The organism is Amycolatopsis sp. NPDC004169 (assembly GCF_040610315.1).
In the GTDB taxonomy this organism is placed as follows: Bacteria; Actinomycetota; Actinomycetes; order Mycobacteriales; family Pseudonocardiaceae; genus Amycolatopsis.
This window is the reverse complement of sequence record NZ_JBEXMD010000056.1, coordinates 22,297-46,216: the sequence shown is the minus strand read 5'-3', so window position 1 is coordinate 46,216 and position 23,920 is coordinate 22,297. Positions and strand designations below refer to the sequence as shown.

Below are 23,920 nucleotides of genomic sequence, written 5' to 3'. Positions count from 1 at the left end.
TAGGGCCACGGCGAAAGAGGGGGAATGCCGGGGCAACCCGGTGGCGGGCGCGTCGTTGGGGGTCGCGCCCTTCACCGGGAAAGCCCGGCCACCCGGAACCGGCCGGAGGGTCCGATCCTGCGCCACGGGTGGCGGGCGCGTCGTCGGGGGACGCGCCCGCCACCGGGGCCCGCTCGGAGACAGCCCGCCGAACCGCCGGCCGGCGCGCTCGCCGGCGGCACCCCGTCGAAAACGCGCTCGCCACCGGCACCCGCGCCAACACGGCCCGCCGAATCGCGAACGGCACGCGAGGATCGGCCACGGACCCCCGCCGAGCAACTCGCCGCCACCGCCGGCCCGGCTTCTTAGTCGTTTCTTAGCACCCGCCCTGGCCGTTTCCGCCCGGCTCCTCGGAGAATCGGGAGGGTGCTGATCGTGATCGCCGATGACGAAGCTGCCGTGTGCGACTCGCTCTCGCGGACCCTGCGGTTCGAGGGCTACGCCGTCGCGGTCGCCCACGATGGCCAAGCCGCCCTCGATGTCATCCGGGCTCGGGAGCCCGATGGCGTCATCCTCGACGTCACCATGCCCGTGCTCGACGGGCTGGAAACCTGCCGACGATTGCGGGCCGATGGGAACCTCGTGCCCGTTCTGATGCTCACCGCGCGCGGGGACGTCACCGCGCGGGTCGCCGGGCTCGATGCCGGGGCCGATGACTACCTCGCCAAGCCCTTCTCGCTGCAGGAACTGCTCGCGCGGGTGCGGGCCCTGCTGCGCCGGGCGCGGTACGAAGCCGTCCCGGAGCCTCCCGGCGATCTGCGGTTCCGGGATCTCGCCCTCAACCCCGCCACGCGGGAAGTCGTGCGCGCCGGCCGTCCGGTGCGGCTGACGCGGACCGAGTTCGCCATCCTCGAGCTGTTCCTGCGCCACCCTCGGCAGGTGCTGACCCGGTCCGTGCTGTTCGAACACGTCTGGGGCTTCGACTTCGGCAGCAGCTCCAACAGCCTCGACGTCTACCTCGGCTACCTGCGCCGGAAACTTGAGGCCGACGGCGGCGGCCGGCTGCTGCACACCGTCCGCGGCGTCGGGTACGTCCTGCGCGAGGACCCCCTGTGAGGGAACGGCGCAAGCTCACCCTCCGCGCCCGGGTCGCGGTCCTCTCCGCGCTCGGCGTCGCGCTCGCCGTCGTCGTCGTGTCGCTCGCCGGGTGGTGGCTGATGCACGGCCGGATGTACGACCACCTGGACCGCCAGGTGCGCGCCCAGACGGCCGAGGCCGCGCGGGCGGTGACCCCCGAGGACGCCCTGCGGCTCCTGCACAGCGTCGACGAACTACCGGACAACTGGTCGGACGGCGACGTCCCGGATGATGCCGCGCAGCTGCTCGCCCAAGTCGGCCCGCCGCCGCCCGTCGTCGTCCGGTTCCTCGACAGCCGCGGGGACGTCGTGGCCGCCACCGCGGGCGCCGCGTGGCTGGGACCGGTCGGCTCGTCCGCCACCGCGGTCGCGGAGAGCGGGACCGGCGAGGACCTCGACGACGCCGGGCCGGACGACGAGACGGTCTACCGCGTGCACACCGCGCCCCGGGACGGCGGCGCGATCCAGGTCGGCAGCCGGGTGATCGGCATCGAAGGGACCCTCGACGACCTCCGCGTGCTGCTCACCTGGATCGGGCTCGCCGGCGCCGCGCTCGCCGGCGTGGTCGGCTGGGGTGTCGCCCGGACCGGCCTGCGCCCGGTCCACCGGCTCACCGGGGCCGTCGAGACGGTGGCCGAGACCCAGGACCTGGACAGCTCGATCCCGGTGACCGGCCGCGACGAGATCGCCCGGCTCGCCACCGCGGTCAACCACCTGCTGACCGCGCTCGCCGCGTCGAAAGCCGCCCAGCAGCAGCTCGTCCAGGACGCCGGGCACGAGCTGCGGACGCCGCTGACCAGCCTGCGCACCAACGTCGAACTCCTCCGCTACGCCGACGCGCAACAGGGATCGGGCAAGGTGCTCGCCCCGGACGACCGCGCCCGCCTGCTGCGGGACCTCGGCATCCAGGCCGAAGAGCTGACCACCCTCACCACCGAGCTGGTCGAGCTGGCCGCGGAGAACACCGACCCCGAGCCGTTCGGCCCGCTGGACCTGGCCGACGTCGTCCACGGCGCGGTCATCCGCGCCCGCGCGCGCTGGCCCCAGGTGGTGTTCGCCGTCTCCGCCACGCCCGCGAGCCTGACCGGCCAGCCGGGCGGGCTGTCCCGCATCGTGCTGAACCTGCTGGACAACGCGGCGAAGTGGAGCCCGCCCGGTGGCACCGTCCGGGTCCGGCTGTCCACAACGGACGGACAGGCCGAGCTGACGGTCACCGACGAAGGACCGGGCATCAGCGAGCAGGACCGGCCGAAGGTCTTCGAGCGCTTCTACCGGGCCACCGCCGCCCGGTCGATGCCCGGCTCGGGGCTCGGGCTGGCGATCGTGGCGCAGATCGTGCGCACGCACGCGGGCAGCGTGGTGGTGGGCACGGCCTCCGGCGGCGGCGCGGAGCTCCGGGTGCGGCTGCCGGCCGGCCACGCTTCCTGACCGGCCCGTCGCCGAGACGGGCATCCCCGCGCACCGACGCCTGACCGCGGGCACGACCGGCCCGAAGCCTTCGACACCGATAGGCACCTCCGCGGCCGTCCCCCGCGGCGCCGAACCACGCGCACGACTCCCGGCCGGCCGGGTTTCTTAACCGGCTCGGCGGTGGTTCTTAACCTTCTTTCATCCGCGAACCCGATCTTCGGAGTCGTGTCCTCCGTCGAAACGATCCGGCCCGCACCCGCGGGCCACCGCCCCGCCGGGCCGTGGGCCGTCGCCGCTCTCGGGTGCTTCGGGCTTTCCGTCGTCACCGTGCTCGTCCTGCACTTCAGCCAGGCCGCCGAGGTCGATCCGGTGCGGCAGGTGATCAGCGACTACGCGCTGTCCGGGGCCGGCGGGTTCGCCGTCTGCGTGCTGGCGCTGGCCGCCGGTACCGGCTTCCTGCTGACCGGCCTGGCCCGCGCCGGGCTGCCGGTGACCCCGCCCGTCGTCGCGCTCGCGGCCTGCTGGGGTGGCGGGCTCACGCTCTGCGCGATCTTCCCGACCTCCCCCACCGGCGCCCCGATGACGTTCTCCGCCGAAGTCCACCGCTTCGCGGGCCTGGTGCTGTTCGTCAGCCTGCCGGCCGCGGCCGGGCTGCTGGCCCGCGGCGCCGCGGCCCACCCGGCGCACCGCGGCCTCGCCGCCCGGCTGCGGCGGCACACCGACTGGGCGTGGGCCGCGCTCGTGGTGTTCCTGCTCAGCCAGCTGCCGGTGCTGCTGGCACCGTCCCGCGCCTTCGACGGCCCGCTGTTCCAGGGCCTCACCGAACGGCTCGTCTTCGCCGGCTACCTCGTCCTCCTGGGCGAGCCGGCCGTCGCCATCCTGCGCTCCGGAAGGAAACCATGCTGATCCCCGCCATCGGCCTCGCCGCCGCCGGTGCCTGCTGCTTCGCCGGCACCGTCCACCTGCAGCACAACGCCGTCCGCCACGCGACCGCGGTCCCGGCCGGGATCCGGGCGGTCCTGCGCACCCCCGGCTGGTACGCCGGGATCGGGCTCGCCGGCCTGGGCGCCGGGCTGCACGTCCTCGCGCTCACCATGGCGCCTCTCGCGGTGGTGCAGCCGGTCGGCGTGCTCACCCTGGTGCTCACCGCCCTGCTCGCCCGCACCCCGCTCACCCGGCGCGTCTTCGCCGCACTGGCCATGAGCGTCGCCGGGCCGGCGGGGTTCGTCGCGCTCGCCGCCACGGCCACGACCGCCGCCCTGCCCGCTCCCGGCCTCGGCACCGCGCAGTGGGCTCTGCTCGCCGCAGCCGGGCTGGCCGCGGCAAGCCGGGCCGCCCTCGGCCGGGCCCGGGCGCTGCTGGCCGCGCTCGGCGCGGCCGTGCTCTTCGGGTTCACCTCGGCGCTCGTCCGCGCCGCGGCCGTCGGGCCGCTGAGTGGCGTGACCGTCTTCGCGGTCGCCGAAGCCGTGGCGGCGACGCTCGCCGGGGCGTGGCTGCTGCACCAGGCCTACGCCGGCGGGCCCGCGCCGGTGGTGGCCGGCGCGACCACCATCGGCGACCCGCTCAGCGCGGTCCTCATCGGCGTCTTCGCCTACGGAGAAATGACTCCGGGCCAGCTGGCCGGCCTGGCCGTGCCGGGGCTGGTCGCGGTGGCCGGGCTCGTGCTGCTCGCCCGGACGCTGCCGGCCCCCGCCGCGCCCGTCCGGCGGCCGCGGCGGGCGGGACCGCTGCGGATCGCCATCACCGCGGACACCTACCCGCCGGACGTCAACGGTGCGGCGAACTTCGCCGCCCGGCTGGCGGCCGGGCTGGCCGGGCGCGGGCACGAGGTGCACGTCGTCTGCCCGTCGCCGACCGCGGAGCCGGTCACCGAAACGGCGGCCGGGGTGACCGTCCACCGGATCGGTTCGACGCGCACGCCGTTCCACCCGACGTTCCGGATCTGCCCGCCGTGGCGCACGGCCAGAGCCGTGCCGGCGCTGCTCGCCGCGATCGACCCCGACGTCGTGCACACCCAGGCGCACTTCCTGGTCGGCCGCAGCGCGGTCCGCGCCGCCACCGCGGCCGGCGTCCCGGTGGTCGCCACCAACCACTTCATGCCGGAGAACCTGCTCGGCTACGGCCCGCTGCCGCGCTGGACCCACCGCCCGCTGGCCCGGCTGGCGTGGCGCGACCTCGTGCGGGTCTTCGACCGGGCGACGGTCTGCACCACGCCGACGCCCCGCGCGGCCGGGCTGCTGGAACGCCACGGCCTGCACCGGCCCGTGCTGGCCATCTCCTGCGGGGTCGACCGCGCGCACTACGCCGGCCCGCCCGAGCCGCCCGCCGGCCCGCCCGCGGTGCTGTTCGTGGGACGGCTGGACGCCGAGAAGAACGTGCACGAGCTGCTCGAAGCCGCCGTCCTGCTGCCGCCGCACGTGCGGGTCGAGCTCGTCGGCGACGGCAGCGAACGCGCCCGCCTGGAGGCGCTGGCCGACCGGCTGGGGATCGCCGACCGGGTCGCCTTCCACGGGTTCGTCCCGGACGCGGAGCTGGTGCGGGCCTACCGGCGGTGCGCCGTGTTCTGCATGCCGGGCACCGCCGAGCTGCAGAGCCTGGTGACCATGGAGGCGATGGCCGCGGGCAAGCCGGTCGTCGCCGCGGACGCGATGGCGCTGCCGCACCTGGTCCGGCCCGGGCGCAACGGCCGCCTCTACCCGCCCGGCGACCCCGCGGCGCTCGCCGCGCAGCTCACCGCCGTGCTGGCCGACGAGCCGGCCCGGGCGGCGATGGGACGGGCCAGCCTCGACCTGATCGCCGCGCACGACCTCGAATCCACAGTGGACGCCTTCGCGGGCGTTTACCGCGATGTCGCGGTCCGCCCGGTGGCCGCGGCGGCGGTCCGGTGACCGCTCAGACGTCGACGCGGGACCCCATGATCACCGTGCGGTCCCGGGGCAGGCCGAAGTACTCCGCCGCGTCCGCGGTGATGTAGGAGGTGGCGATGAACAGCCGCTTGCGCCAGCCGGCCATCGTCGGTTCCGGGCCGCGCTGCAGCTCGATCTTGGAGAGGAAGTAGGACGCCTCGTCGAGCTGCAGCCGTCCTTCGGTCTGAGCCGGGTCGAGCAGGGCGAGCGCACCCGGGACGTCCGGGCTGTCCATGTAGCCGTAGCGGGCGGTGACGAAGACGATCCCGTCGTCGGTGTGCCCCAGGTCCTCGACGGTCACCCGCTGCCCGGCCGGGACCCGCGGCACCGGCTCGGTCTCCAGCGACATGATCACCACCTGCTCGTGCCGCACGTGGTTGTGCTCGGCGTTGGCCCGCAGCGCCAGCGGTGCGGTCCGCCCGCCCCGGTTGAGGAACACCGCCGTGCCGGGCACCTGCTGCACCGGGGCGTCCCGGAGTTCGTCGATGAACTCCGGCAGCGAGCCCTCCCGGCGTTCGCGCTCGGCGGTGACGATCCGACGGCCGCGCTGCCAGGTCGTCATGATGGTGAACGCCGTCAGGCCGATCAGCAGCGGCAGCCACGCCCCGTGCACCAGCTTGGTCAGGTTGGCCGCGACGAACAGCAGGTCCACCAGGAGCAGCACGGACGCGCCGAGGCCGATCAGCCACGCCGGCGTCCCCCACCGCGAGCGGGCGATGTAGAAGAACAGCAGCGTCGTGATGGTGATCGTCCCGGTCACCGCCATGCCGAACGCGAACGCCAGCGCCGCCGAGCTGCGGAAGGCGAACACCAGCGTCAGCACCGAAACCATCAGCAGCCAGTTGATCCACGGCACGTAGATCTGGCCCCGCTCGGTCTCCGAGGTGTGCGCGATCCGCAGCCGCGGCAGGTACCCCAGCTGAGCGGCCTGCGCGGCGACCGAATACGCCCCGGTGATCACCGCCTGGGACGCGATCACCGTCGCCGCCGTGGCCAGCACCACCAGCGGCAACCGCGCCCACGACGGCACCAGCAGGAAGAACGGGCTCGCGACGTTCGCCGGGTTCTCCAGGATCAGCGCGCCCTGGCCGAGGTAGCTCAGCACGCACGCCGGCAGCACCAGCAGGAGCCAGCCGCGGGTGATCGCGCGGCGGCCGAAGTGCCCCATGTCGGCGTAGAGGGCTTCGGCGCCGGTGACCGACAGCACCACCGCCGCCAGCGCGAAGAACGCGATGTCGAAGTGCCCGGCCATGAACCCGATGGCGTAGGTCGGCGAGAGCGCCTTGAGGATGTCGGGGTGCCCGGCGATGCCGACCACGCCGAACCCGCCGATCGTGGCGAACCAGGCGATCATCACCGGCCCGAACACCCGCCCGACCGCGGCTGTCCCCCGCCGCTGCACCAGGAACAACCCGATGATGATCACCGCGGTGATCGGGACGACCCAGTCCTCGAGGCCGTCCGAGACGACCTTGAGCCCCTCGACCGCCGACAGCACGGAGATCGCCGGGGTGATCATGCTGTCGCCGAAGAACAGCGCGGCGCCGAAGATGCCGAGCCCGGCCAGTACGACGGCCGCGCGCTTGCCGCGTTGCGCGCCCCAGCGCCGCAGCAGGGTGATCAGGGCCATGATGCCGCCCTCGCCGTCGTTGTCCGCGCGCATCGCCAGCAGCACGTAGGTGACGGTCACGATGATCATCACCGACCAGAAGATCAGCGACACCACGCCGAACACGTTGGCCGCACTCACCGGCACCGGGTGCGGGTCGGCCGGGTTGAACACCGTCTGCAGCGTGTAGATCGGGCTCGTCCCGATGTCCCCGAAGACCACGCCCAGCGCACCGACCACGAGCCCGAGGCGCACCACGTCACGCCCGGCCGGCCTCGTACTCTGCGCCTGACTCACGCACTCCCCCTCGCCTCGGCCGTCACGAGGCGGACCCTACCGATCCACTGTGGCCGGACGGGGCCGGCGGCGGCGCGTCGGGGAAAGCTTTACGCGTCTTGATGAAATCTTAGCGCGAAGGCACCGGCAAAATTGCCGGTGCCACCCGGCCGATCAGGGTTCCACCCGCGGGGAAAACGCTGTTCAACGCGCCCCCGGCCACGCTCTTGCCGGGTGCCGGTTCCGTTCGGTGCGCCTCTTTAGGGTCGTGACGCGCGGCGGGTGCGGCGGAACCCCAGCGCCGCACCCGTCACGTCTCAGGGCGGCGGGAAGGCCGTGGGGGCCGGCTCGAAGCCGAGCCGCTCGATCGCCGCCGTGGTGTCCAGGGTGCGTTCCACCGCGAACTGGCTGATCACGTACCGGTTCAGCCGCCCGCGCGGGAACGCGCGGGCCGGCGGGGAAAGCAGCCAGGCCGGGACGTAGGCCGGCCGCACCGGCACGCCCGCCGAGGCCAGCAGGCCGCGCAGGGCCCAGTCGACGGTCACCGGGGCGCGGTCGGCGATGTTGAACACGCTCGGCCACGCCGGTTCGGCCGTCGCCGCGAGCAGGCAGGCCCGCGCCAGGCTGTCCACGTGGGTCATGCTGACCAGCACCTTCCCGGTGCCCGGCACCGGCAGCCGACCGAAGCGCACGTTCTCCAGCAGCCGCGGCAGCAGGGTGGTGTCCCCGGCGCCGTAGACGGCGTGGGGCCGCAGCACGACCGCGTCGCGGGCGACGGCCAGCACGAGCTGCTCGGCGGCGGCCTTGGCGGCCGCGTAGGCGTTGAGGTAGCGCTCCACCGGGGCTTCGTGCTCCTTCGCGCACACCGTCGGCCGGAACGGGTCGTACACGCTGCCGCTGCTGACGTGCACGATCCGGCGCCCCGGGAACGAGGCCAGCACGTGGTGGGTGCCGAGCAGGTTGGTCCGCCAGACCTCCCTGGCCACGCCGGTGTCGGTCGCCGACGCCGCGCAGTGCACCACCGCGTCGACGGCGGGCGGGTCGGCGAGCTTGGCCGCCCCGATGTCCCACGACCGGTACGCGGCCCCGGCGAGCCGTCCGGCGTCCGCCGTGGCCCGCCTGCCGAACGCCGTCACCTGCCAGCCCGCCGCCACGGCGGCCCGGCAGACCGCGCCGCCGACGAAGCCGGTCGCGCCGGTCACCGCGAGCCTCACGGCTTGCTCGCGGTGACCAGCTCGCGCAGGCGGCCCCGGTCGAGCTTGCGGGACCGGCCCGAGCGCGGCAGCTCCGGCAGGACGACGATCCGGTCCGGGACGGCCTCGGCGTCGATCAGCTCCGGCAGCTGACGCCGCAGCCGCCGCACGAGCCGGGCCGGGTCCACCTCGGTGCTGTCGGCCACCACCGCGAGCACCACGGTCTCGTCCTGGGTGACCGGGTCGGGCGTGCCGACCATCGCCGCCTCCCTGACCCCGGCCAGCAGCGCGATCGACGGCTCGTAGAGCCCCGGGTAGATGTTGTACGAGCCGCGGATGAGCATGTCCTTCTTCCGGCCCGTCATGACGATCCGGCCGTCGTCGTCCAGCCGGGCGAGGTCACCGGTGGCCAGCTCGGTCAGCGGCGGCCCGCCCAGGTGGCCGAGGCAGGCGTTCGGCGCGGACACCAGCAGCTCGCCGTCGGCGGCGATCCGGGCGCGCACCCCGGGCGACGGCGTCCCGAGCAGGTCGCCCGGGCAGCCGCGCTCGACGTGCGCCAGCTTGTCCTCGGCGCGGGCGACCGCCAGCGGGATCGCCTCGGTCATCGCGTAGATCGAGAGCACCTGCCCGCCGGGGACCGCGGCCAGCGCCTGCCGCAGCACCGCGGGGGCCGCCGGCGCGGAGCCCATCACCAGGTGCCGGACGTGGGCGGGCCACTCCGGCAGGACGCCGAACACCTCGGCCAGGTGCACCGGCACCCCGTAGGCGTGGGTGACCCGGCGGTCCGCGAGGTCCCGCGCGAAGCGCTCCGGCGGGGCGGACGGCTTCGGCAGGGACAGCCGGGCGCCGCCCAGCAACGCGGGCAGACCGGCCATGATGCCGTCGGCGTGCATCACGTCCCCGGGCGCGAACGGCAGGTGCGTGCCCAGCATCGTCACCGCCGCGGTGAGCGACCGCAGCGAGTGCACGACCCCCTTCGGCTGTTCCGTCGTGCCCGAGGTGAACACGACCAATGCGGGCGCGGCGGGGTCCCGGTCCGGGGCCGCGGACGGCGCCCGGCCGAGCAGGCTCGCCAGCGGGCGGGCCGAGCGCGGGACCCCGGGCAGGCGGCGGCCGAGGTGGACGTGCCGGATGCCGGGGTCGCCGATCGGCTGCCGCAGGTCCGGGACTCCCCAGCCGCGGCGGCGGCAGTAGGCGCGGACCGGGCCCAGCACGCTGGCCGGGTAGAACAGCGATTCGGCGATCAGCCAGCGCGGCCGGGAGGCCCGCAGCCGCGCCGACACCAGGGCCGGGCCGACGGCGGTGTCCGCGGAGACGAGCACCGCGCCGGCCCGCAGCGCCCCGAGGAACAGGCCGATCGCGGTGGCGGAGTTGCGGACGGCGAACAGCACGCCGTCGCCGGGCGCGAGCCCTTCGGCCCGCAGGCCGGCGTCGACCTCGAGGGTGAGGCGGCGCAGTTCGCCGAAGGTCGTGGTGCGGCCGTCCGGGTCGATCACGGCCGGCTCGCCGGGCCGGTCGGCGGCGGTGTCCAGGAAGCGGGTCACGAGATCGGTCATGCGCGGCTGACCTCCAGGCTCCGGTAAGCGGGGAAGAGCACTCCCGGGGCGGCCCGGCGGGCGGTGATCCGCAGCTCGCCGCCGCCGGCCAGGGTGCCGAGGAGTGCGTGGACCTCGGCCATCGCCAGCGGGTAGCCGAGGCAGAAGTGCGGGCCGGCCCCGAACCACAGCCGCCGCAGCTCCGGCGGGTGCGTGCGGGCGAGGTCGAACCCGCCGGGGGCCCGGGCGCAGTTGAGTGTCGACAAGACGACCCGGTCCCCCGCGCGCACCGCGACCCCGGCGATCCGCCCGGGCCGGACGGCGTTGCGCAGGATGATCGGCGCCGGGGTGATCAGGCGGGCCGTCTCGTGGATCGCGGCGTCCACCGGCCCGGTGTCGCCCGCGCGGCACGCGGCGGCGACGCCGGCCAGCTCGCCGTGGTCGTGGAGCACCGCGACCATCCGGGGCAGCAGGCTGGTGATCGTCTCGGTGCCCGCGATCAGGAACGCCGACGCGAGCCCCCGTGCCTCGGCTTCGGTCAGCCCGAAGCTGCGCATCCGGCCGACCGCGGTCGTTTCGTCGCCCTTCTCCCAGGCCAGCGACGTGCTGGTGCCGATCTCGGCGACGATCGCGCGGGCCCGGGCGACCTGCGCCGCGCCAAGGCTGAGCCTGCCCAGCTTGACCAGGCCGATGATGGCGGTGGCCTGGCCGGTCATCCGCAGGTAGGCCGCCTCCCGCTCGGCGGTGGACCCGGTCACGGTGAACCCGACCAGTGCGCTGGTCACCGCCCCGGCGACGATCTTCGTCGTGCGCACGACGTCCACCGGGCGGCCGGCGCACAGCGCCTCGGCCACCCGGGCCAGCGGCTCGGTGCACGCGGTGTCGATCAGCAGGCGGACGTAGGCCGGGGTGAAGAACTCGGCGAGCTTGCGCCGCATCGCCCGGTGTTCGGGCCCGTCCATGTTGACCAGCATCGACGGGCCGAAGACCGGGGTCCACAGGTCCGCTTCGGTGCCGCCGCCGCTGCGGAAGGTCGCGGTGTCGGTCAGCACCTCCCGCGCCGCCGAAGCCTCGTTCACCACGACCCCGAGCCCGGGCACCCGCACGGCGGGCCCGAGCCGGCCCAGGACGCGGACCACGGGGTAGGCGAGCGGGTGCGCCGCCAGTTGCAGCCGCAGCTCGTGCGCGCCCGCCCTCATCGGACGTCCACGGTTTCGCCGCGGTAGCCGTGGCTGGTGTACCAGGCGAAGGTGTTGCGGATGCCCCACGCCTTGGTCCGTCGCTGCGACCAGTACACGACCATGTCCCGGCGCCGCCCGTAGGCGCGGGTGACGCACCGGACCCGGTTGACCAGCGTGCGGTCCTCGTGGTCGTCTTCGATGCACGAGCGGGGGTAGCCGCCGCACCGCAGGTACAGGCTCGCGGTGATGGCGGTGTTGCCGCCCGCGCACAGCAGGTACGGCCCCAGGTAAGCCGGGCCCCGGTTGGCGCGCCGGAACCGGGCGAGGTACCCGCCGAAGGCCACCAGGAACGCCAGTACGGCCCGCTCGGTCCACGGCACGGCGAAGTCGTCGGTGCGCGCCTTGAACCGGCCGCCGATCAGCTCCAGCCCGGCCGCGAAGCCGCGCATGACCGCCTCCGTCCACTGTGGAGCGACGAGGCAGTCCGCGTCGGTCCGGGCCAGGTGGGTGGCCCCGTTCTCGATCGCCCGGCGCATCCCGGTGTCGCAGGCGGCACCGGTGCCCTTCTGCGGTTCGCCGATCACCCGCACGTCCAGCTTCGGGTGCGCGGCGGCGAAGGAGCGGACGACGTCGGCCGTCGCGTCCGTGCTCGCGTTGTCCACCACCAGCACGGTGAAGTCGCGGAAGCGCTGGGCGGCGAGCGACCGCAGCGGCCCCTCGATCCACTTTTCCTCGTTGTACGCGGGGATGACCACCCACAGCCGGGTCACGACGGCAGCTCCGCGAACACGGTGCCGACGCTGACCCCGCCGGCCAGCCCGATGAACGCGACCTTGTCGCCGGGGCCGCACCGGCCGGACTCGATGGCCAGGCTCAGCTGCAGCGGCAGGCTGCACGAAGCGACGTTGCCGTGGTCGGCGATCGTCACGACGAGCTTGTCCTCCGGCACCCCGCTGCTGTCGAGGAACACCCGCAGGTGCGGCACGCCGACCTGGTGCACGCAGAAGAGCGCGAAGTCCTCCCGGCTCAGGCCGGTGCTCGCCAGCGCCGCGTCCAGCTGCGGCCGGATCCCGCGCACGACGGACTCCATCAGGGTCCGGCCGTCGCCGCGCAGGTAGCCGTCGGTGACCGGGTTCCGCGAGTTCGCGCCCCCGTGCCCGGGGATCGACGAGACGTCCCAGCACGACGAGTCCGCCGAGAACTCCCGGTGGAAGATGCCGGGCACCGGTGAGGCCTCCAGCAGCATCGCGGCCCCGGCGTCGGACAGGGTGTAGCCGGCGAGCGAGTCGACGAACTGCGCGCGGTCCGCCACCCGCCACCGGACCACCCGCGAGCCGGTCTCGCCGGTGCAGACCAGCACCCGGCGGTACTGCCCGGAGCGGATGAGCGCTTCGGCGACCTGCATCCCGTTGAGGAAGCTGTTGCAGGCGTTCTTGACGTCGAACACCGGGCAGGACGCGCCGAGCTTGGCCGCGACCACGTGCGCGGTGGCCGGTTCGACGAGGTCCTGGGAGGCGGAGGCGAACACCAGCAGGTCCAGCTCGTGCGCACCGAGCCCGCTGCCGGACAGCAGTTTCGCGGCCGCGGCCACGGCGAGGTCGGAAGCCGGCTCGCCGGGTGCGGCCCGGTGCCGGGTCCGGATCCCGCTGAGCTTGCCGATCGCGCCCGGCCGCGGCCGGAAGCCGGGGCTCTCGCGGGCGATGCGGGCCTCGATCTCGTCGTCGGCGACCAGGGTGGGTGGCAGGTGGGCGGCCACGCCGCCGATCGCCACGTGCATGGGACCGTCCTTTCTAGACACCGGTGAACGCCAGTGTCACGTTGTGCCCGCCGAAGCCGAAGGAGTTGCTGAGCGCCGCGGTGAGCGTGAGCCGGCGGGGTTCGCCCGCCACGACGTCGAGGCCGATCCGGTCGTCGAGCGCGTCGAGGTTGGCGGTGGGCGGGACCAGGCCCTCCCGGACCGACAACACGGTCGCGATCGCTTCCACTGCACCGGAACCGCCGAGCAGGTGGCCCAGCGCCCCCTTCGGCGCGGTGACCACCGGGCCGTCGCCGAGGACGCGCCGGATCGTGCCGCTCTCGGTCAGGTCGCCCAGCGGCGTCGCCGTCGCGTGCGCGTTGACGTGGCCGATGTCCCCGGCCGCCAGGCCGGCGCGGCGCAGCGCGGCGGTGATCGCGGCGGCCTGCCCGGTGCCGTCGGGGTCCGGCGCGGTGATGTGGTGGGCGTCATTGCTCATCCCCGCGCCGGCGAGCCTGCCGTAGGCCTTCGCGCCGCGCGCCGCGGCGAAGTCCGCGCGCTCCAGCACGAGGACGCCGGCGCCCTCCCCCAGCACGAAACCGTCCCGGCCGGCGTCGAACGGGCGCGACGCCGTCCCGGGGCTGGCGTTGCGAGTGCTCATCGAGCGGGCCCTGGCGAACCCGGCCATGATCGCGGGCGTGATGCAGGCGTCGGTGCCGCCCGCGACCACGACGTCGGCCTCCCCCGCCACGATCATCCGCCACGCCCAGGCGATCGCCTCGGCCCCGGACGCGCAGGCCGACATCGGGGCGTGCACCCCGGCCCGCGCCTTCAGCGCGAGGCCGACCAGCGCGGCAGGCCCGTTGGGCATGACCATCGGGATCAGCTGCGGCGACACCGCCCGCAACCCCCGGTCCCGCAGGGCGTCGTGCTGGGCGACCAGGGTCGTCGCACCGCCGATGCCGGTGCCGACCACCACGCCGCAGCGCACCGGGTCCACCGTGCCGTCGGTCAGCACCGCGTCCCGGCACGCCTGCCGGGCCGCGAGCACGGCCAGTTGTTCGGCGCGGTCCATCCGCTTGAGCTCGACGTGCTCCAGTTCCCCGTCGGGTTCGACGGCCAGCCGCGCGGCGATGCGCACCGGGAACTTCCGCGCCCATTCGACGTCCAGTGTGGACACTCCGGTGCGGCCGTCGAGCAGTCCCCGCCAGGTGGTGGCCACGTCCCCGCCCAGCGGGGTGGTGGCGCCGACGCCGGTGACGACGACTTCGACGTCCGGGCGGTTCACGCCGCCGCGCGCAGGTAGGCGGCGACGTCACCGAAGGTCCGCAGCGCGGGGAGGTTGTCCTCGGGGATGGTCAGGCCGTAGCTGATCTCGATCTCGTCGGTCAGCTCGACCATGGCCAGCGAGTCGATGTCCAGTTCGTCGCGCAGCGAAAGCCCGGTCAGCGGGCGGCCGGCGGACAGCGCGACCGGGTCGGTGCCTGCCACCTTCGCGATCAGCTGGGCCAGGGTGCGCTCGATGTCGTCGGCTGGGCTCACGGGTTACCTCCCACGGTGGATTTCGGGGCTACGGCAGGAGGCTGGCAACGGCCGCTGACCGACAGCTGACGGTTTGCCCCGGATCCGGGCCCGCTGTGCGCCGTGCACACCGAGTTCGCGGCACCGGCCCAGCCCGCGGCGCTATGGTCGGGCGATGCCGGGGCATCCGCACGCGTCCACGAGGGTCATCCGCGAGGTGGCCGCCGTCGTCCTCACCGAGCTGCCGTCCTTCGCCGACCGGCTGACCGCGCGGGGTGCGGTCGAGGAGAAGACCTTCTACGCGGGCGGCGGCCGGGTCGCGCCCGCGGACATGCGGCAGTCGTTCATGGACAACGCCCGCAGTGCGCTGGTCCTGATGACCGAGGGGTTCGGCACGCGGGCCGACTGGATCGCCGCTCCGCTGGCGACCGGCCGCCGCCGCGCCGAGCAGGGCGTGCCGCTGGAGGCGGTGCTGCACCTGTTCCGGCTGGGCACCGAGCTGCTGTGGGAGATGCTGCTGACCGTGGCCCGCCGCCGGTCACCGGACGAGCTGACCGGGTTCGTCGACAGCGTGATGGTGCTGTGGCAGGCGACCGACCGCGTCTCGACGGCGATGGTCGAGGGGTACCGGTCGCGGGAGATCCAGCTGCAGACGCGGGCGAACCGGCGCCGGGAGGGCCTGGTCCGGGTGCTCGTCGAAGGCCGGGGCGCGGACCCGGCCGTGGCCGCCGAAGCCGAGGCGGGCCTGGGACTGCCCGGGCACGGCCGGTACGTGGTGGTCCTGGTGGTGTGCGACCTGGCGGCCGAGGACGTGGTGCCGGCGCCCGAACTGGCGGCGCTGGGCGTGCGGGTGGTCGTGGCGCCGTACCGGGACCGGGTGGTGTGGCTGGTGGAGCTGGGCGGGCTCACCCCCGACCGGCTGACCGGCCTGCTGGCGCCGCACCTACGGCACCGCGCGGGCCTGTCCGGCGAGGTCGACGGCCTGGCCGAGATCGGCATCGCCTACCAGCTCGCGGAAATCGCGCTGCACACGCAGCCCGCGGACGCGCCCGGACTCGCCGCGCTCGACGACCGGCTGCCCGAGGCACTGGTCGTCGCCAGCCCGCGGCTGGCCCACCGGCTGGCGGCCCGTGCCCTCGGCCGGGTGCTGGACCTCGAAGACGACGAGCGCCACGTCCTGCTGGACACGCTGCGGGCGTGGTTCCGCGCGGACCGCTCCGCCACCCGCGCGGGCGAACTGCTGTACTGCCACCGCAACACGGTCCTCAACCGGCTGCGCAAGCTGGAGCAGCTCACCGGCGCGTCCCTGGAGGACGATCGCCACCGGCTGTGCTGCCGCCTGGCGCTGATGGCCCACGACCACCTGCGACGCGAATGACCCGCCCGCGGAGCTTCGGCTTCGCGGGCGGGTCGTCCGGCACGGGTCAGGAAGTGCTGCAGCTGACGCTGGGCCAGTTCCAGTTCCCGTTCGTCATGATGGTGACGCCCCAGTTGTTGCCGTTGCCGTTCGGTTTCGCGATCAGCACCTGGCTGCTGGGCCAGCTGGCGTTGATGTTCCAGGTGGCGCTGATCCGGGCGGGGCTCGGGACGTTCATCGTGACCGTCCACGAAGACGAGCCGCTGACCGAGACGTTCAGGTTGTACCGGTCTCCCCAGGACTGCCCGGCCGAAAGCGTCGCCGTGCAGCTGCCGCCGCCCGGGTTCGTGGGCGTGGTCGTCGGGGTCGTGGTGTCCGTCGGCGTGGTCGTCGGCGTCGTGGGTGTGGTCGGTGTCGTCGTGGTGCCGGGACCGGCGGCGTTGAGCGCGTTCAGCACCGAGCTGTAGGCGGCCTTCTTGTTGCCGCCGCCGTCGAACAGCAGCGGGCTTTCGCTGGACCGCCAGGAATCGCTGTCCCGCACGCCCCACACGGTGATGCCGACGCAGCGCGCGACGTTCACGCACGCCTGGGTCAGCGCCGAGTACTGCGAGGTGTTCGCGTTCGTGACGTCGACCTCGGTGAGCGCCACGTCGACGCCGAGCGCCGCGAAGCTGGAGATCGTCTGCTGGAAGTTGCCCGGCACCGAGCTGCCGCCGGTGAAGTGGGCCTGCAGGCCGACGCAGTCGATCGGCACGCCGCGGGACTTGAAGTCCTGGACCATCCGGTAGACGCCCTGGGTCTTGCCGTAGCTCCAGTTGTCGATGTTGTAGTCGTTGTAGCAGAGCTTGGTCGACGGGTCGGCCGCGCGGGCGGTCCGGAACGCGACCTCGATCCAGTCGTTGCCGGTGCTCTGCAGGTTCGACGACCGGCGGCTGCCGTCCTCGTTGAACGCTTCGTTGACGACGTCCCAGTACGCGAGTTTGCCCTGGTAGTGGGCCATCACCTTCTGGATGTGGTTGATCATGGCGTTGCGCAGGTTGCTGCCGCCCATGTTCTGCATCCAGCCGGGTTGCTGCGCGTGCCAGGCGAGCGTGTGCCCGCGGACCTTCGCGCCGTGGCTGACCGCCCAGTTGTAGATCTGGTCACCCGACGAGAAGTTGAACTGGTTCTGGTTGGGCTCGGTCGCGTCCGGCTTCATCTCGTTTTCGGGCGTCACCATGTTGAACTCGCGCGCCGCGATCGTGGTGTAGGCCGAGTCGTTCAGCCGGCCGGCGGCGATCGCCGTGCCGAAGTAGCGGCCGGACTGCGCGGCCGCGGCGCCCAGCGTGCTGGCCGCGGCGTCCGCGCCGGGCGCCGTCACCAGAACGGTTGCGGTCGCGGCCACCGTCGCCACGCCCGCCAGCACTCGAGTGGTCGTCGACCGCCACCAGCGCCTGCGGCGCAGGTCCGACGAACTTTCCGCCATTCCGTGGTCTCCTTCGGTGAATTTCCCCCGCTGTCAGCAGCAGAGCACGCCGAGGAAGGAGCAGGCAAAAAGTTTCGATCGACTTTCGGACCGGCGGGAGCGCCGTGGCCGGACCGTCGAAACTTTCGAACCACCCGGAATGCGATCACGGCCCCGTGTGGCGCTCACCAAGCCGAGCGGCGAGTTTCGGAATGGGCGGCTTCGTCGGCTGATGACGGCTCACGGGCGGCGGTGGATCGTGATGGAGTGGCCGACGTCGTCGATCGGCGTGCTCGTGCGCAGCAGCGCCGACAGCCGGTCGTCCGCCTTGGCGATCGCGGAATCCGACACCACGAGCAGCCCGTGGACCGTCTCCGGCGGCACCGCCAAGGGGTCCGCGGCGTCGATGCCGTAGGCGGCGGGCACTCCGCTGCCCTTGTAGACCAGCCACACCCGCTCGCCCGGGTACCGCTCCTTCAGCACCTCGCCCAGCCGGCCCAGGTCCTGACCCCAGTCGACGTTCGAGTCGTGCAGCTGCCGGTGGGTCTGCGCCGGGCCGCCGAACGCTTCGTTGGCGTACGGCAGGTAGTACGGGAACGTCCGCAGCGAACTGACCGCGGTGAAGGCGACCAGCACCACCACGGCGACGGACGTCCACCGGCGGCGCAGGGTGACCACGCCGGCCGCCGCGACGGCCAGGAACATCGGCAGGAACACCGCGTACCGGACGCCGAGGTCGCGGCTGCCGGTCATGGCCGCGGCCAGCAGCACCGCCGCGGGCACCACGACGTAGGGGGCCGCCGGGCGCAGCCGGCGAACGGCGACCATCGTGCCGGTACCGGCCGGCCAGAGGACGAGTGCGCCCAGCGGCGTCTTCACCAGCAGCGCGGCCGGGAGGTAGTACCACAGCGCCCCGACGTGCACGCTGCCGAACAGGAACGTGGTCCACACCTGGTCTTCGAAGCCGAACTGCACGCGCAGGCCGTCGAGGTACGGCCGCGGCAGCGGCAGCAGGCCGGTCAGCGCGCGCAGGCCATCGGCGGGCGGCAGGCCCGCCGGTGGCACCCAGCGCAGCCGCGGATCGACGACCAGGTAGGAGATCCAGACGACGGCGACCGCGATCAGCGCGACACCGAGAGCCGCCGCGACGCCGGTGCCGACGCGCCGCAGAGTCCGATGTGGACTGTCAGCGCGGCGGGTGTGCCGGACCGAAAGCCCGGCCAGTGCCAGCACCACCGGAACCGCGGCCAGCGCGCTCATCTTCGTGGCCACGGCGGCACCCAGCGCGAGTCCCGCGAGGGGCAGGTAACGGCCGGGATGGTGACGGGCGCGCCACAGCAACCAGCACGACGTCACCAGGAAACCGGCCATCGGCACGTCCAGGGTGGCCAGCGAGCCGTGCGCGATCACGTCGGGGGAAAGCGCATACAGGGCCAGAGCCACCACGCCGCCGGCCGAGCCGGTCAGGTCGCGGGCGAAGGCGAAGACGACCAGCCCGAACAGCAGCGTCAGCACGATCACCGGCAGCCGGGCCGCCGGCAGCAGCCGGCCGGGGTCGTGGCCGGATTCGTACAGCACGTGCCGGCCGAGCTGCGTCTGGTCGCCGGTGAACCCGGCGTCCACGTGCGCGTCCGTGAAGGCCAGTCCGGTCGCGATGATCAGCTTGCCCAGCGGCGGGTGTTCCGGGTTGTACCGCAGGCTGTGGTGCTCCAGCGAAAAGATCGCCGTGCCGATGTAGACCGGCTCGTCGATGGTCGGGCTCTGCGCCACGGCCGTGGTGAGCATCGCGGCCGCCATCCCGGCCGGCAGGGCCACCACGGCGAGCGCGAGCAGCCACCGGCACCGGCGTGCGGGAGAACGCGCGGCGGCCAGGAGCGGCGGCGCGTCCTCCCGGATCGCTTCGGTGAGCACCTCTTGGGGACGTCCGGCGGCGGCGGAGGTTGTGCGCGGTAGCCGCCGGCGCGGGCTGACGGCGTCCGGCGAAATCCGGCATGATGATCGGATGCCCCGCCGCGAGCTCCGCCCGCACCACGTCTGGCTGATCGGCGTTCCGCTCAACCTGCTGCTCGCCGTCCCGGCCGCCTACCCGGTCGCGTTCGGGATGCTCGGGGCGCAGGTCCTGGCCGGTGAGCTCGGGTGGGTCCCGGTCGACCCCACGGTGGTCGACGACGGCGCGGGCTTCGTGATCGGGCTCGGCCTGGTGTCGGTGTTGTCCGCCGGGCTGGTGGTCTTCGGCCTGAACGCCCTGTTCGCCTTCCGCGCACCAAAACTGACCGCGGCGCCCTACTGGCTCGCCGTGGCCCTGCTGGTCGTGCTTCCCGGTGTCCTGTACTGGACCCATCGCTGAAACCGCCCGCGCAACCCTCGCCGTCCATTCTGCGCGGCCGGCACCGCCGGTGAAACTTTCAGCCGCCGCCGGGCTCGGGCCAGCGGTGATACCGGGCCGGTCGTGAATCGCTTGCCAGAACCGGGGGCCCTTGCGAACGATGGTGACGGGCCAGCCTGTGCACCGGCGGCCCCCTCGGCCGGCGGCGCGCCAGTCCTCCTGGCTCGGCCGGAGCCCCCAGCCCATCGACCTTCTGCAACGGAGATCCGATGTCCCTGCGCTTCCCCGGCCGGCGGCGGTCACGGCTGACCGCCGCTCCCCTGCTCGCCGCGACCATCACGGCGGCCACGCTCGTCCCGGTCGCTTCGGCGGCCCCGGACGGGCCGGCCACGCTGCCGGTCTACCGCGACACGCACTACAGCTTCGCCGAGCGGGCCGCCGACCTCGTCGCCCGCATGACGCTGCCCGAGAAGGTGCTGCAGCTGCGCACCAACAGCGCGCCGGCCATCCCGCGCCTCGGCGTCCAGCAGTACACCTACTGGAGCGAGGGCCAGCACGGCCTCAACACCCTCGGCGCGAACACCAACGCGGGCACGGTCACCGGCGGCGTGCACGCCACCAGCTTCCCGACGAACCTCGCGAGCACGATGTCCTGGGACCCGGAGCTGATCCGGCAGGAGACCACGGCCATCTCCGACGAGGCCCGCGGCATGCTCGACAAGTCGCTGTGGGGTGTCGCGCAGAACAACATCGGCCCGGACAAGAACAACTACGGCTCCCTGACCTACTGGGCGCCGACGGTGAACCTCGACCGCGACCCGCGGTGGGGCCGCACCGACGAAGGCTTCGGCGAAGACCCCTACCTGGTTGCGAAGATGGCCGGCGCGTTCGTCAACGGCTACCAGGGCCAGACCGCGTCCGGCCGGCCCACGACGCCGTACCTCAAGGTCGCCGCCACGGCCAAGCACTACGCGCTCAACGACGTCGAGAACGACCGGCACGCGGACTCCTCGGACACCACCGAGACCAACATCCGCGACTACTACACCAGGCAGTTCCGGCACCTGATCCAGGACGCCCACGTCTCCGGCCTGATGACGTCGTACAACGCGATCAACGGCACGCCGTCGCCCGCCGACACCTACACGGCGAACGCGATCGCCCAGCGCACCTACGGCTTCGACGGCTACGTCACCTCCGACTGCGGCGCGGTCGGCGACGTGTACGCGCCGGGCAGCCACAACTGGGCGCCGCCGGGCTGGACCACCAGCACCGCCGGCGCGGCGACGCAGTGGACGAACACCGCCACCGGACAGAAGGTTTCCGGTGCCGCGGGCGGCCAGGCGTACGCCCTGCGCGCGGGCACGCAGCTCAACTGCACCGGCTCCGAAGCCACCGTGGCCAACATCGAGGAGGCCATCAAGGCCGGCGTGCTGTCCGAGGGCGTGCTCGACAACGCCCTCGTGCACGTGTTCACCACCCGCATGCAGACCGGCGAGTTCGACCCGCCGGAGCGGGTGGCCTACACGAAGATCACCAAGGACGTGATCCAGAGCGCCGAGCACCAGGCGCTGGCCGCGAAGGTCGCCGCGAACTCGCTGGTGCTGCTGCGGAACGACCCGGTCGCCGGGACCGCCGCGCCGCTGCTGCCCGCCGACCCGGCGAAGCTCGGCACCGTCGTCATCGTCGGCGACCTCGCGAACAAGGTCACCCTCGGCGGGTACTCCGGCGAGCCCGCGCTGCAGGTGAACGCGGTGCAGGGCATCACGTCCGCGGTCAAGGCGGCCAGCCCGGGCGCCACGGTCACCTTCGACGCGTGCGGCACCTCCACCGGCACCACCGCGCCGGCGAGCTGCTCGGCGGCGACCCTGGCCGCGCTCAAGACGGCCGATCTGGTCGTGGTGTTCGCCGGGACCGACGGGAGCGTGGCCACCGAGGGCCGCGACCGCACGACGATCGCCATGCCGGGCAACTACGACTCGCTGATCGACCAGGTCAAGGCGGCCGGCAACCCACGGACCGCCCTGGCGGTCCAGGCGGGCGGCGCGGTGTCCCTCGGCCACGCCGCGGGCATCCCAGGTGTCGTGTTCAGCTCCTACAACGGCGAAAGCCAGGGCACCGCGCTCGCCGACGTGCTGTTCGGCAAGCAGAACCCCAGCGGGCACCTGAACTTCACCTGGTACGCCGACGACGCGCAGCTGCCGGACATGAAGAACTACGGGCTGACGCCGTCGCAGACCGGCGGGCTCGGCCGCACGTACCAGTACTTCACCGGCACGCCGGCGTACCCGTTCGGCTACGGCCTCTCCTACGCGAAGTTCGCCTACTCCCGCGTGCACGCGGACACGAAGGCCGTCGATGCCAACGGACAGGTGACGGTGCACGTGGACGTGACGAACACCGGTGGCACGCCCGGCGCGGACGTCGCCCAGCTGTACGCGTCGACGGCGTTCACCGTGCCCGGCGTGGAGCTGCCGCGGCAGCGGCTGGCCGGCTTCGAGAAGACGAAGGTGCTCGCCCCCGGCCAGACCCAGCACCTGGTCATCCCGGTGCGGATCGCCGACCTTTCCTTCTGGGACGAGGGAAAGCGCCGTGAGGTGGTGTACCCGGGTCAGTACCGGTTCGGGGTGGGTGCCGACTCCGGCCACCTCGCCGGCACCGCCGCGGTGGCCGTCACCGGGGCCCTCAAGCCCAAGACGCGGTACGTGACCGTGCAGCCCGGCCAGGTCGTCTTCGCGCCGGGCGCGCAGCTCGACCTGACCGCGAAGAACCCGTGGATCGCCGACGACACCGCCCAGGCGGACCGGCACGTGCCCGCCGACCACATCGTCGAGGCGGTGCACGACGACCAGTCGTTCGTCGACCTTTCGCGGGCCCGGATCGGTTACCGCAGCAGCGATCCGCGGGTGGCCCAGGTGAGCCGGACCGGCCGGGTGACCATGGTGGCGCCCGGGGTCGCGACGATCAGCGTCACGGTCGACGGCGTCACCGGCACCACGCCGGTGGTGGTCGAGCAACCGTTCACCCTCACCGCACCGTCCCAGGTGCAGGCGGGGACGACGTACACCGCCACGACCACGCTGCCGAACCCGGCCGGCGCACGGCCGCTGCGCGATGTGGCGTTGACGCTGGGTGTGCCCGCCGGCTGGACCGCGAAGGCCACTTCGCCGTCGACGTTCGCCACGGTGCCGGCCGGGCAGACGGTGAGCACGACGTGGGAGATCGGCGTGCCTGCCTCGGCGCAGCCGGGCAAGTTCGACGTCTCGGCCCAGGCCACGTTCACCTCGGCCAACGGCCGCGGCACGTCGGTGGACGCGGCGACGGTCCTGCTGCCCCACCCGCCGTACGCCTCACTGCCGGCGGCGTACAACAACGTGGGCATCAGCGACGACGCGACCCCGGGCGCGGGCAACTTCGACGGCGGCAACGCCAGCTTCTCCGCACAGGCACTGGCGGCGGCGACGCCGAGCCTGACCCCGGGAGCGACGTTCACCCACGACGGGCTGACGTTCACCTGGCCGGACGCCCGGCCGGGCAGCCCGGACAACGTGGTCGCGGGCAGTTCGGCGGGCGGCCAGACGATCGCGATCTCCGGCTCGGGCACCACACTGGGCCTGATCGGGGCGGGCGACTACGGCAGCCCGAGCGGAACGGCAACGGTGACGTACACGGACGGAACGACCGAGTCCCATTCGGTGAGTTTCGCCGACTGGTGGTCCAACGCGGCGACCGGTGGCGACATCCTGACGACGTTGCCGTACCTCAACAACAGCAACGGGCGGCTGGATCAGAGGGTGAGCTTGTACTACGCCCCGATCCCCCTGCAGCCGGGCAAGACGGTGAAGTACGTGACGCTGCCGGACGTGAGCGACGGAGCCAACATGGGCACGGCGGCCATGCACATCTTCACGATGGCGATCGGCTGACCGAGGGGACCGCGTCCCGCCGGCCTTTCACGGCCGGCGGGACGCCTCTGTCCGGGCACGCTTCAGCGGTACCGGGATCCGCCCGGGTTCGCCGCACAGCGGACGTTTGCGCGGGGGCCGGGCGGATCCGGCCACCTGCGCGGCCACTCGGCCGCTCGTGCCGGCGGACTTCCCACGCCTGCACGGTAGGCCGAACGCGGACACGCCGCTCGGACCGGCCCATCGGTCGACCGTGAGCCGCCCCCTGCCCAGCGGGCGAGCCCGCCAAAAACCGAGCCAGGCCGCTCACCCCGCAGACAAGAACGGCAGCGCGCGGCCCCGCGGTACAGCAGGTTCGGCCGAAAGTCGCGTCCCGCCGGCTTCTCACGGCCGGCGGGACGCCCTTT

17 protein-coding genes are annotated in these 23,920 nt (G+C 73.6%); 7 read left to right on the top strand and 10 right to left on the bottom strand.

Annotated features, from left to right (window positions below):
- Positions 1–405 precede the first annotated feature (405 nt).
- From ABZX11_RS43270 to ABZX11_RS43255, 4 genes are all read left to right on the top strand, one after another.
- Positions 406–1,095, top strand: a complete 690-nt coding sequence (locus ABZX11_RS43270) for a response regulator transcription factor (protein ID WP_354924400.1) — start codon at positions 406–408, stop codon at positions 1,093–1,095.
- Positions 1,092–2,543, top strand: coding sequence for a HAMP domain-containing sensor histidine kinase (locus ABZX11_RS43265; RefSeq protein WP_354924398.1), 1,452 nt, complete (start codon positions 1,092–1,094; stop codon positions 2,541–2,543). The genes ABZX11_RS43270 and ABZX11_RS43265 overlap by 4 nt, the downstream gene beginning before the upstream one ends.
- Positions 2,544–2,750: 207 nt before the next feature.
- Positions 2,751–3,431, top strand: coding sequence for a DUF998 domain-containing protein (locus ABZX11_RS43260; protein WP_354924396.1), 681 nt, complete (start codon positions 2,751–2,753; stop codon positions 3,429–3,431).
- Positions 3,425–5,413, top strand: coding sequence for a glycosyltransferase (locus ABZX11_RS43255; RefSeq protein WP_354924394.1), 1,989 nt, complete (start codon positions 3,425–3,427; stop codon positions 5,411–5,413). Before ABZX11_RS43260 ends, ABZX11_RS43255 begins: the two co-directional genes overlap by 7 nt.
- A gap of 4 nt (positions 5,414–5,417) precedes the next feature.
- Here the strand turns inward: ABZX11_RS43255 and ABZX11_RS43250 are convergent, their stop codons facing one another.
- The 8 genes from ABZX11_RS43250 to ABZX11_RS43215 all read right to left on the bottom strand — a co-directional run bounded on the left by ABZX11_RS43250 (position 5,418) and on the right by ABZX11_RS43215 (position 14,502).
- On the bottom strand, positions 5,418–7,337 hold the full coding sequence (locus ABZX11_RS43250) for a potassium transporter Kup (RefSeq protein ID WP_354924392.1): 1,920 nt from the start codon (positions 7,335–7,337) through the stop codon (positions 5,418–5,420).
- A 296-nt stretch (positions 7,338–7,633) separates the two neighbouring features.
- The gene (locus ABZX11_RS43245) at positions 7,634–8,530 is read right to left on the bottom strand and encodes an NAD(P)-dependent oxidoreductase (RefSeq protein ID WP_354924390.1); all 897 of its coding nucleotides are present in this window, start codon (positions 8,528–8,530) and stop codon (positions 7,634–7,636) included.
- A complete protein-coding gene (locus tag ABZX11_RS43240; RefSeq protein WP_354924388.1) occupies positions 8,527–10,065 on the bottom strand; it encodes a class I adenylate-forming enzyme family protein in 1,539 nt (512 codons plus the stop codon). The genes ABZX11_RS43245 and ABZX11_RS43240 overlap by 4 nt, the downstream gene beginning before the upstream one ends.
- Positions 10,062–11,243 (bottom strand): cytochrome P450, encoded by a 1,182-nt coding sequence (locus tag ABZX11_RS43235; RefSeq protein ID WP_354924386.1) that lies wholly within the window; start codon positions 11,241–11,243, stop codon positions 10,062–10,064. Before ABZX11_RS43235 ends, ABZX11_RS43240 begins: the two co-directional genes overlap by 4 nt.
- Positions 11,240–11,995, bottom strand: coding sequence for a glycosyltransferase family 2 protein (locus ABZX11_RS43230; protein ID WP_354924384.1), 756 nt, complete (start codon positions 11,993–11,995; stop codon positions 11,240–11,242). The genes ABZX11_RS43235 and ABZX11_RS43230 overlap by 4 nt, the downstream gene beginning before the upstream one ends.
- Positions 11,992–13,002: a ketoacyl-ACP synthase III gene (locus tag ABZX11_RS43225; RefSeq protein WP_354924382.1), complete on the bottom strand. Its 1,011-nt coding sequence runs from the start codon at positions 13,000–13,002 to the stop codon at positions 11,992–11,994. Before ABZX11_RS43225 ends, ABZX11_RS43230 begins: the two co-directional genes overlap by 4 nt.
- A 13-nt stretch (positions 13,003–13,015) precedes the next feature.
- Positions 13,016–14,248: a beta-ketoacyl-[acyl-carrier-protein] synthase family protein gene (locus ABZX11_RS43220; RefSeq protein ID WP_354924380.1), complete on the bottom strand. Its 1,233-nt coding sequence runs from the start codon at positions 14,246–14,248 to the stop codon at positions 13,016–13,018.
- Complete coding sequence (locus ABZX11_RS43215) at positions 14,245–14,502, bottom strand: acyl carrier protein (RefSeq protein WP_176176661.1); 258 nt, start codon at positions 14,500–14,502, stop codon at positions 14,245–14,247. The genes ABZX11_RS43220 and ABZX11_RS43215 overlap by 4 nt, the downstream gene beginning before the upstream one ends.
- Positions 14,503–14,656: 154 nt before the next feature.
- Between ABZX11_RS43215 and ABZX11_RS43210 the strand changes: the two genes are divergently transcribed.
- Positions 14,657–15,859: a helix-turn-helix domain-containing protein gene (locus ABZX11_RS43210; protein ID WP_354924378.1), complete on the top strand. Its 1,203-nt coding sequence runs from the start codon at positions 14,657–14,659 to the stop codon at positions 15,857–15,859.
- Positions 15,860–15,905: 46 nt separating this feature from the next.
- Here ABZX11_RS43210 and ABZX11_RS43205 read toward each other — a convergent pair whose 3' ends face one another.
- Together ABZX11_RS43205 and ABZX11_RS43200 are read right to left on the bottom strand one after the other, a co-directional pair.
- Complete coding sequence (locus ABZX11_RS43205; protein WP_176176660.1) at positions 15,906–17,303, bottom strand: endo-1,4-beta-xylanase; 1,398 nt, start codon at positions 17,301–17,303, stop codon at positions 15,906–15,908.
- A gap of 219 nt (positions 17,304–17,522) precedes the next feature.
- Positions 17,523–19,193: a glycosyltransferase family 39 protein gene (locus ABZX11_RS43200; RefSeq protein ID WP_354924376.1), complete on the bottom strand. Its 1,671-nt coding sequence runs from the start codon at positions 19,191–19,193 to the stop codon at positions 17,523–17,525.
- 91 nt (positions 19,194–19,284) lie between these two features.
- Here ABZX11_RS43200 and ABZX11_RS43195 point away from each other — a divergent pair, with 91 nt between their 5' ends.
- Both ABZX11_RS43195 and ABZX11_RS43190 read left to right on the top strand, forming a co-directional pair.
- Complete coding sequence (locus tag ABZX11_RS43195; protein WP_354924374.1) at positions 19,285–19,629, top strand: hypothetical protein; 345 nt, start codon at positions 19,285–19,287, stop codon at positions 19,627–19,629.
- Between the two features lie 248 nt (positions 19,630–19,877).
- Positions 19,878–23,534, top strand: coding sequence for a glycoside hydrolase family 3 C-terminal domain-containing protein (locus ABZX11_RS43190; RefSeq protein WP_354924372.1), 3,657 nt, complete (start codon positions 19,878–19,880; stop codon positions 23,532–23,534).
- Positions 23,535–23,920: the final 386 nt, after the last annotated feature.

Excerpts from the sequence above, each read along its gene's own strand:
- ABZX11_RS43210 (WP_354924378.1), top strand. The coding sequence starts at position 14,657 with ATGCCGGGGCATCCGCACGCGTCCACGAGGGTCATCCGCGAGGTGGCC.
- ABZX11_RS43225 (WP_354924382.1), bottom strand. The coding sequence starts at position 13,002 with ATGCACGTGGCGATCGGCGGCGTGGCCGCCCACCTGCCACCCACCCTG.
- ABZX11_RS43195 (WP_354924374.1), top strand. The coding sequence starts at position 19,285 with ATGCCCCGCCGCGAGCTCCGCCCGCACCACGTCTGGCTGATCGGCGTT.
- ABZX11_RS43235 (WP_354924386.1), bottom strand. The coding sequence starts at position 11,243 with ATGAGGGCGGGCGCGCACGAGCTGCGGCTGCAACTGGCGGCGCACCCG.
- ABZX11_RS43240 (WP_354924388.1), bottom strand. The coding sequence starts at position 10,065 with ATGACCGATCTCGTGACCCGCTTCCTGGACACCGCCGCCGACCGGCCC.
- ABZX11_RS43255 (WP_354924394.1), top strand. The coding sequence starts at position 3,425 with ATGCTGATCCCCGCCATCGGCCTCGCCGCCGCCGGTGCCTGCTGCTTC.
- ABZX11_RS43205 (WP_176176660.1), bottom strand. The coding sequence starts at position 17,303 with ATGGCGGAAAGTTCGTCGGACCTGCGCCGCAGGCGCTGGTGGCGGTCG.
- ABZX11_RS43190 (WP_354924372.1), top strand. The coding sequence starts at position 19,878 with ATGTCCCTGCGCTTCCCCGGCCGGCGGCGGTCACGGCTGACCGCCGCT.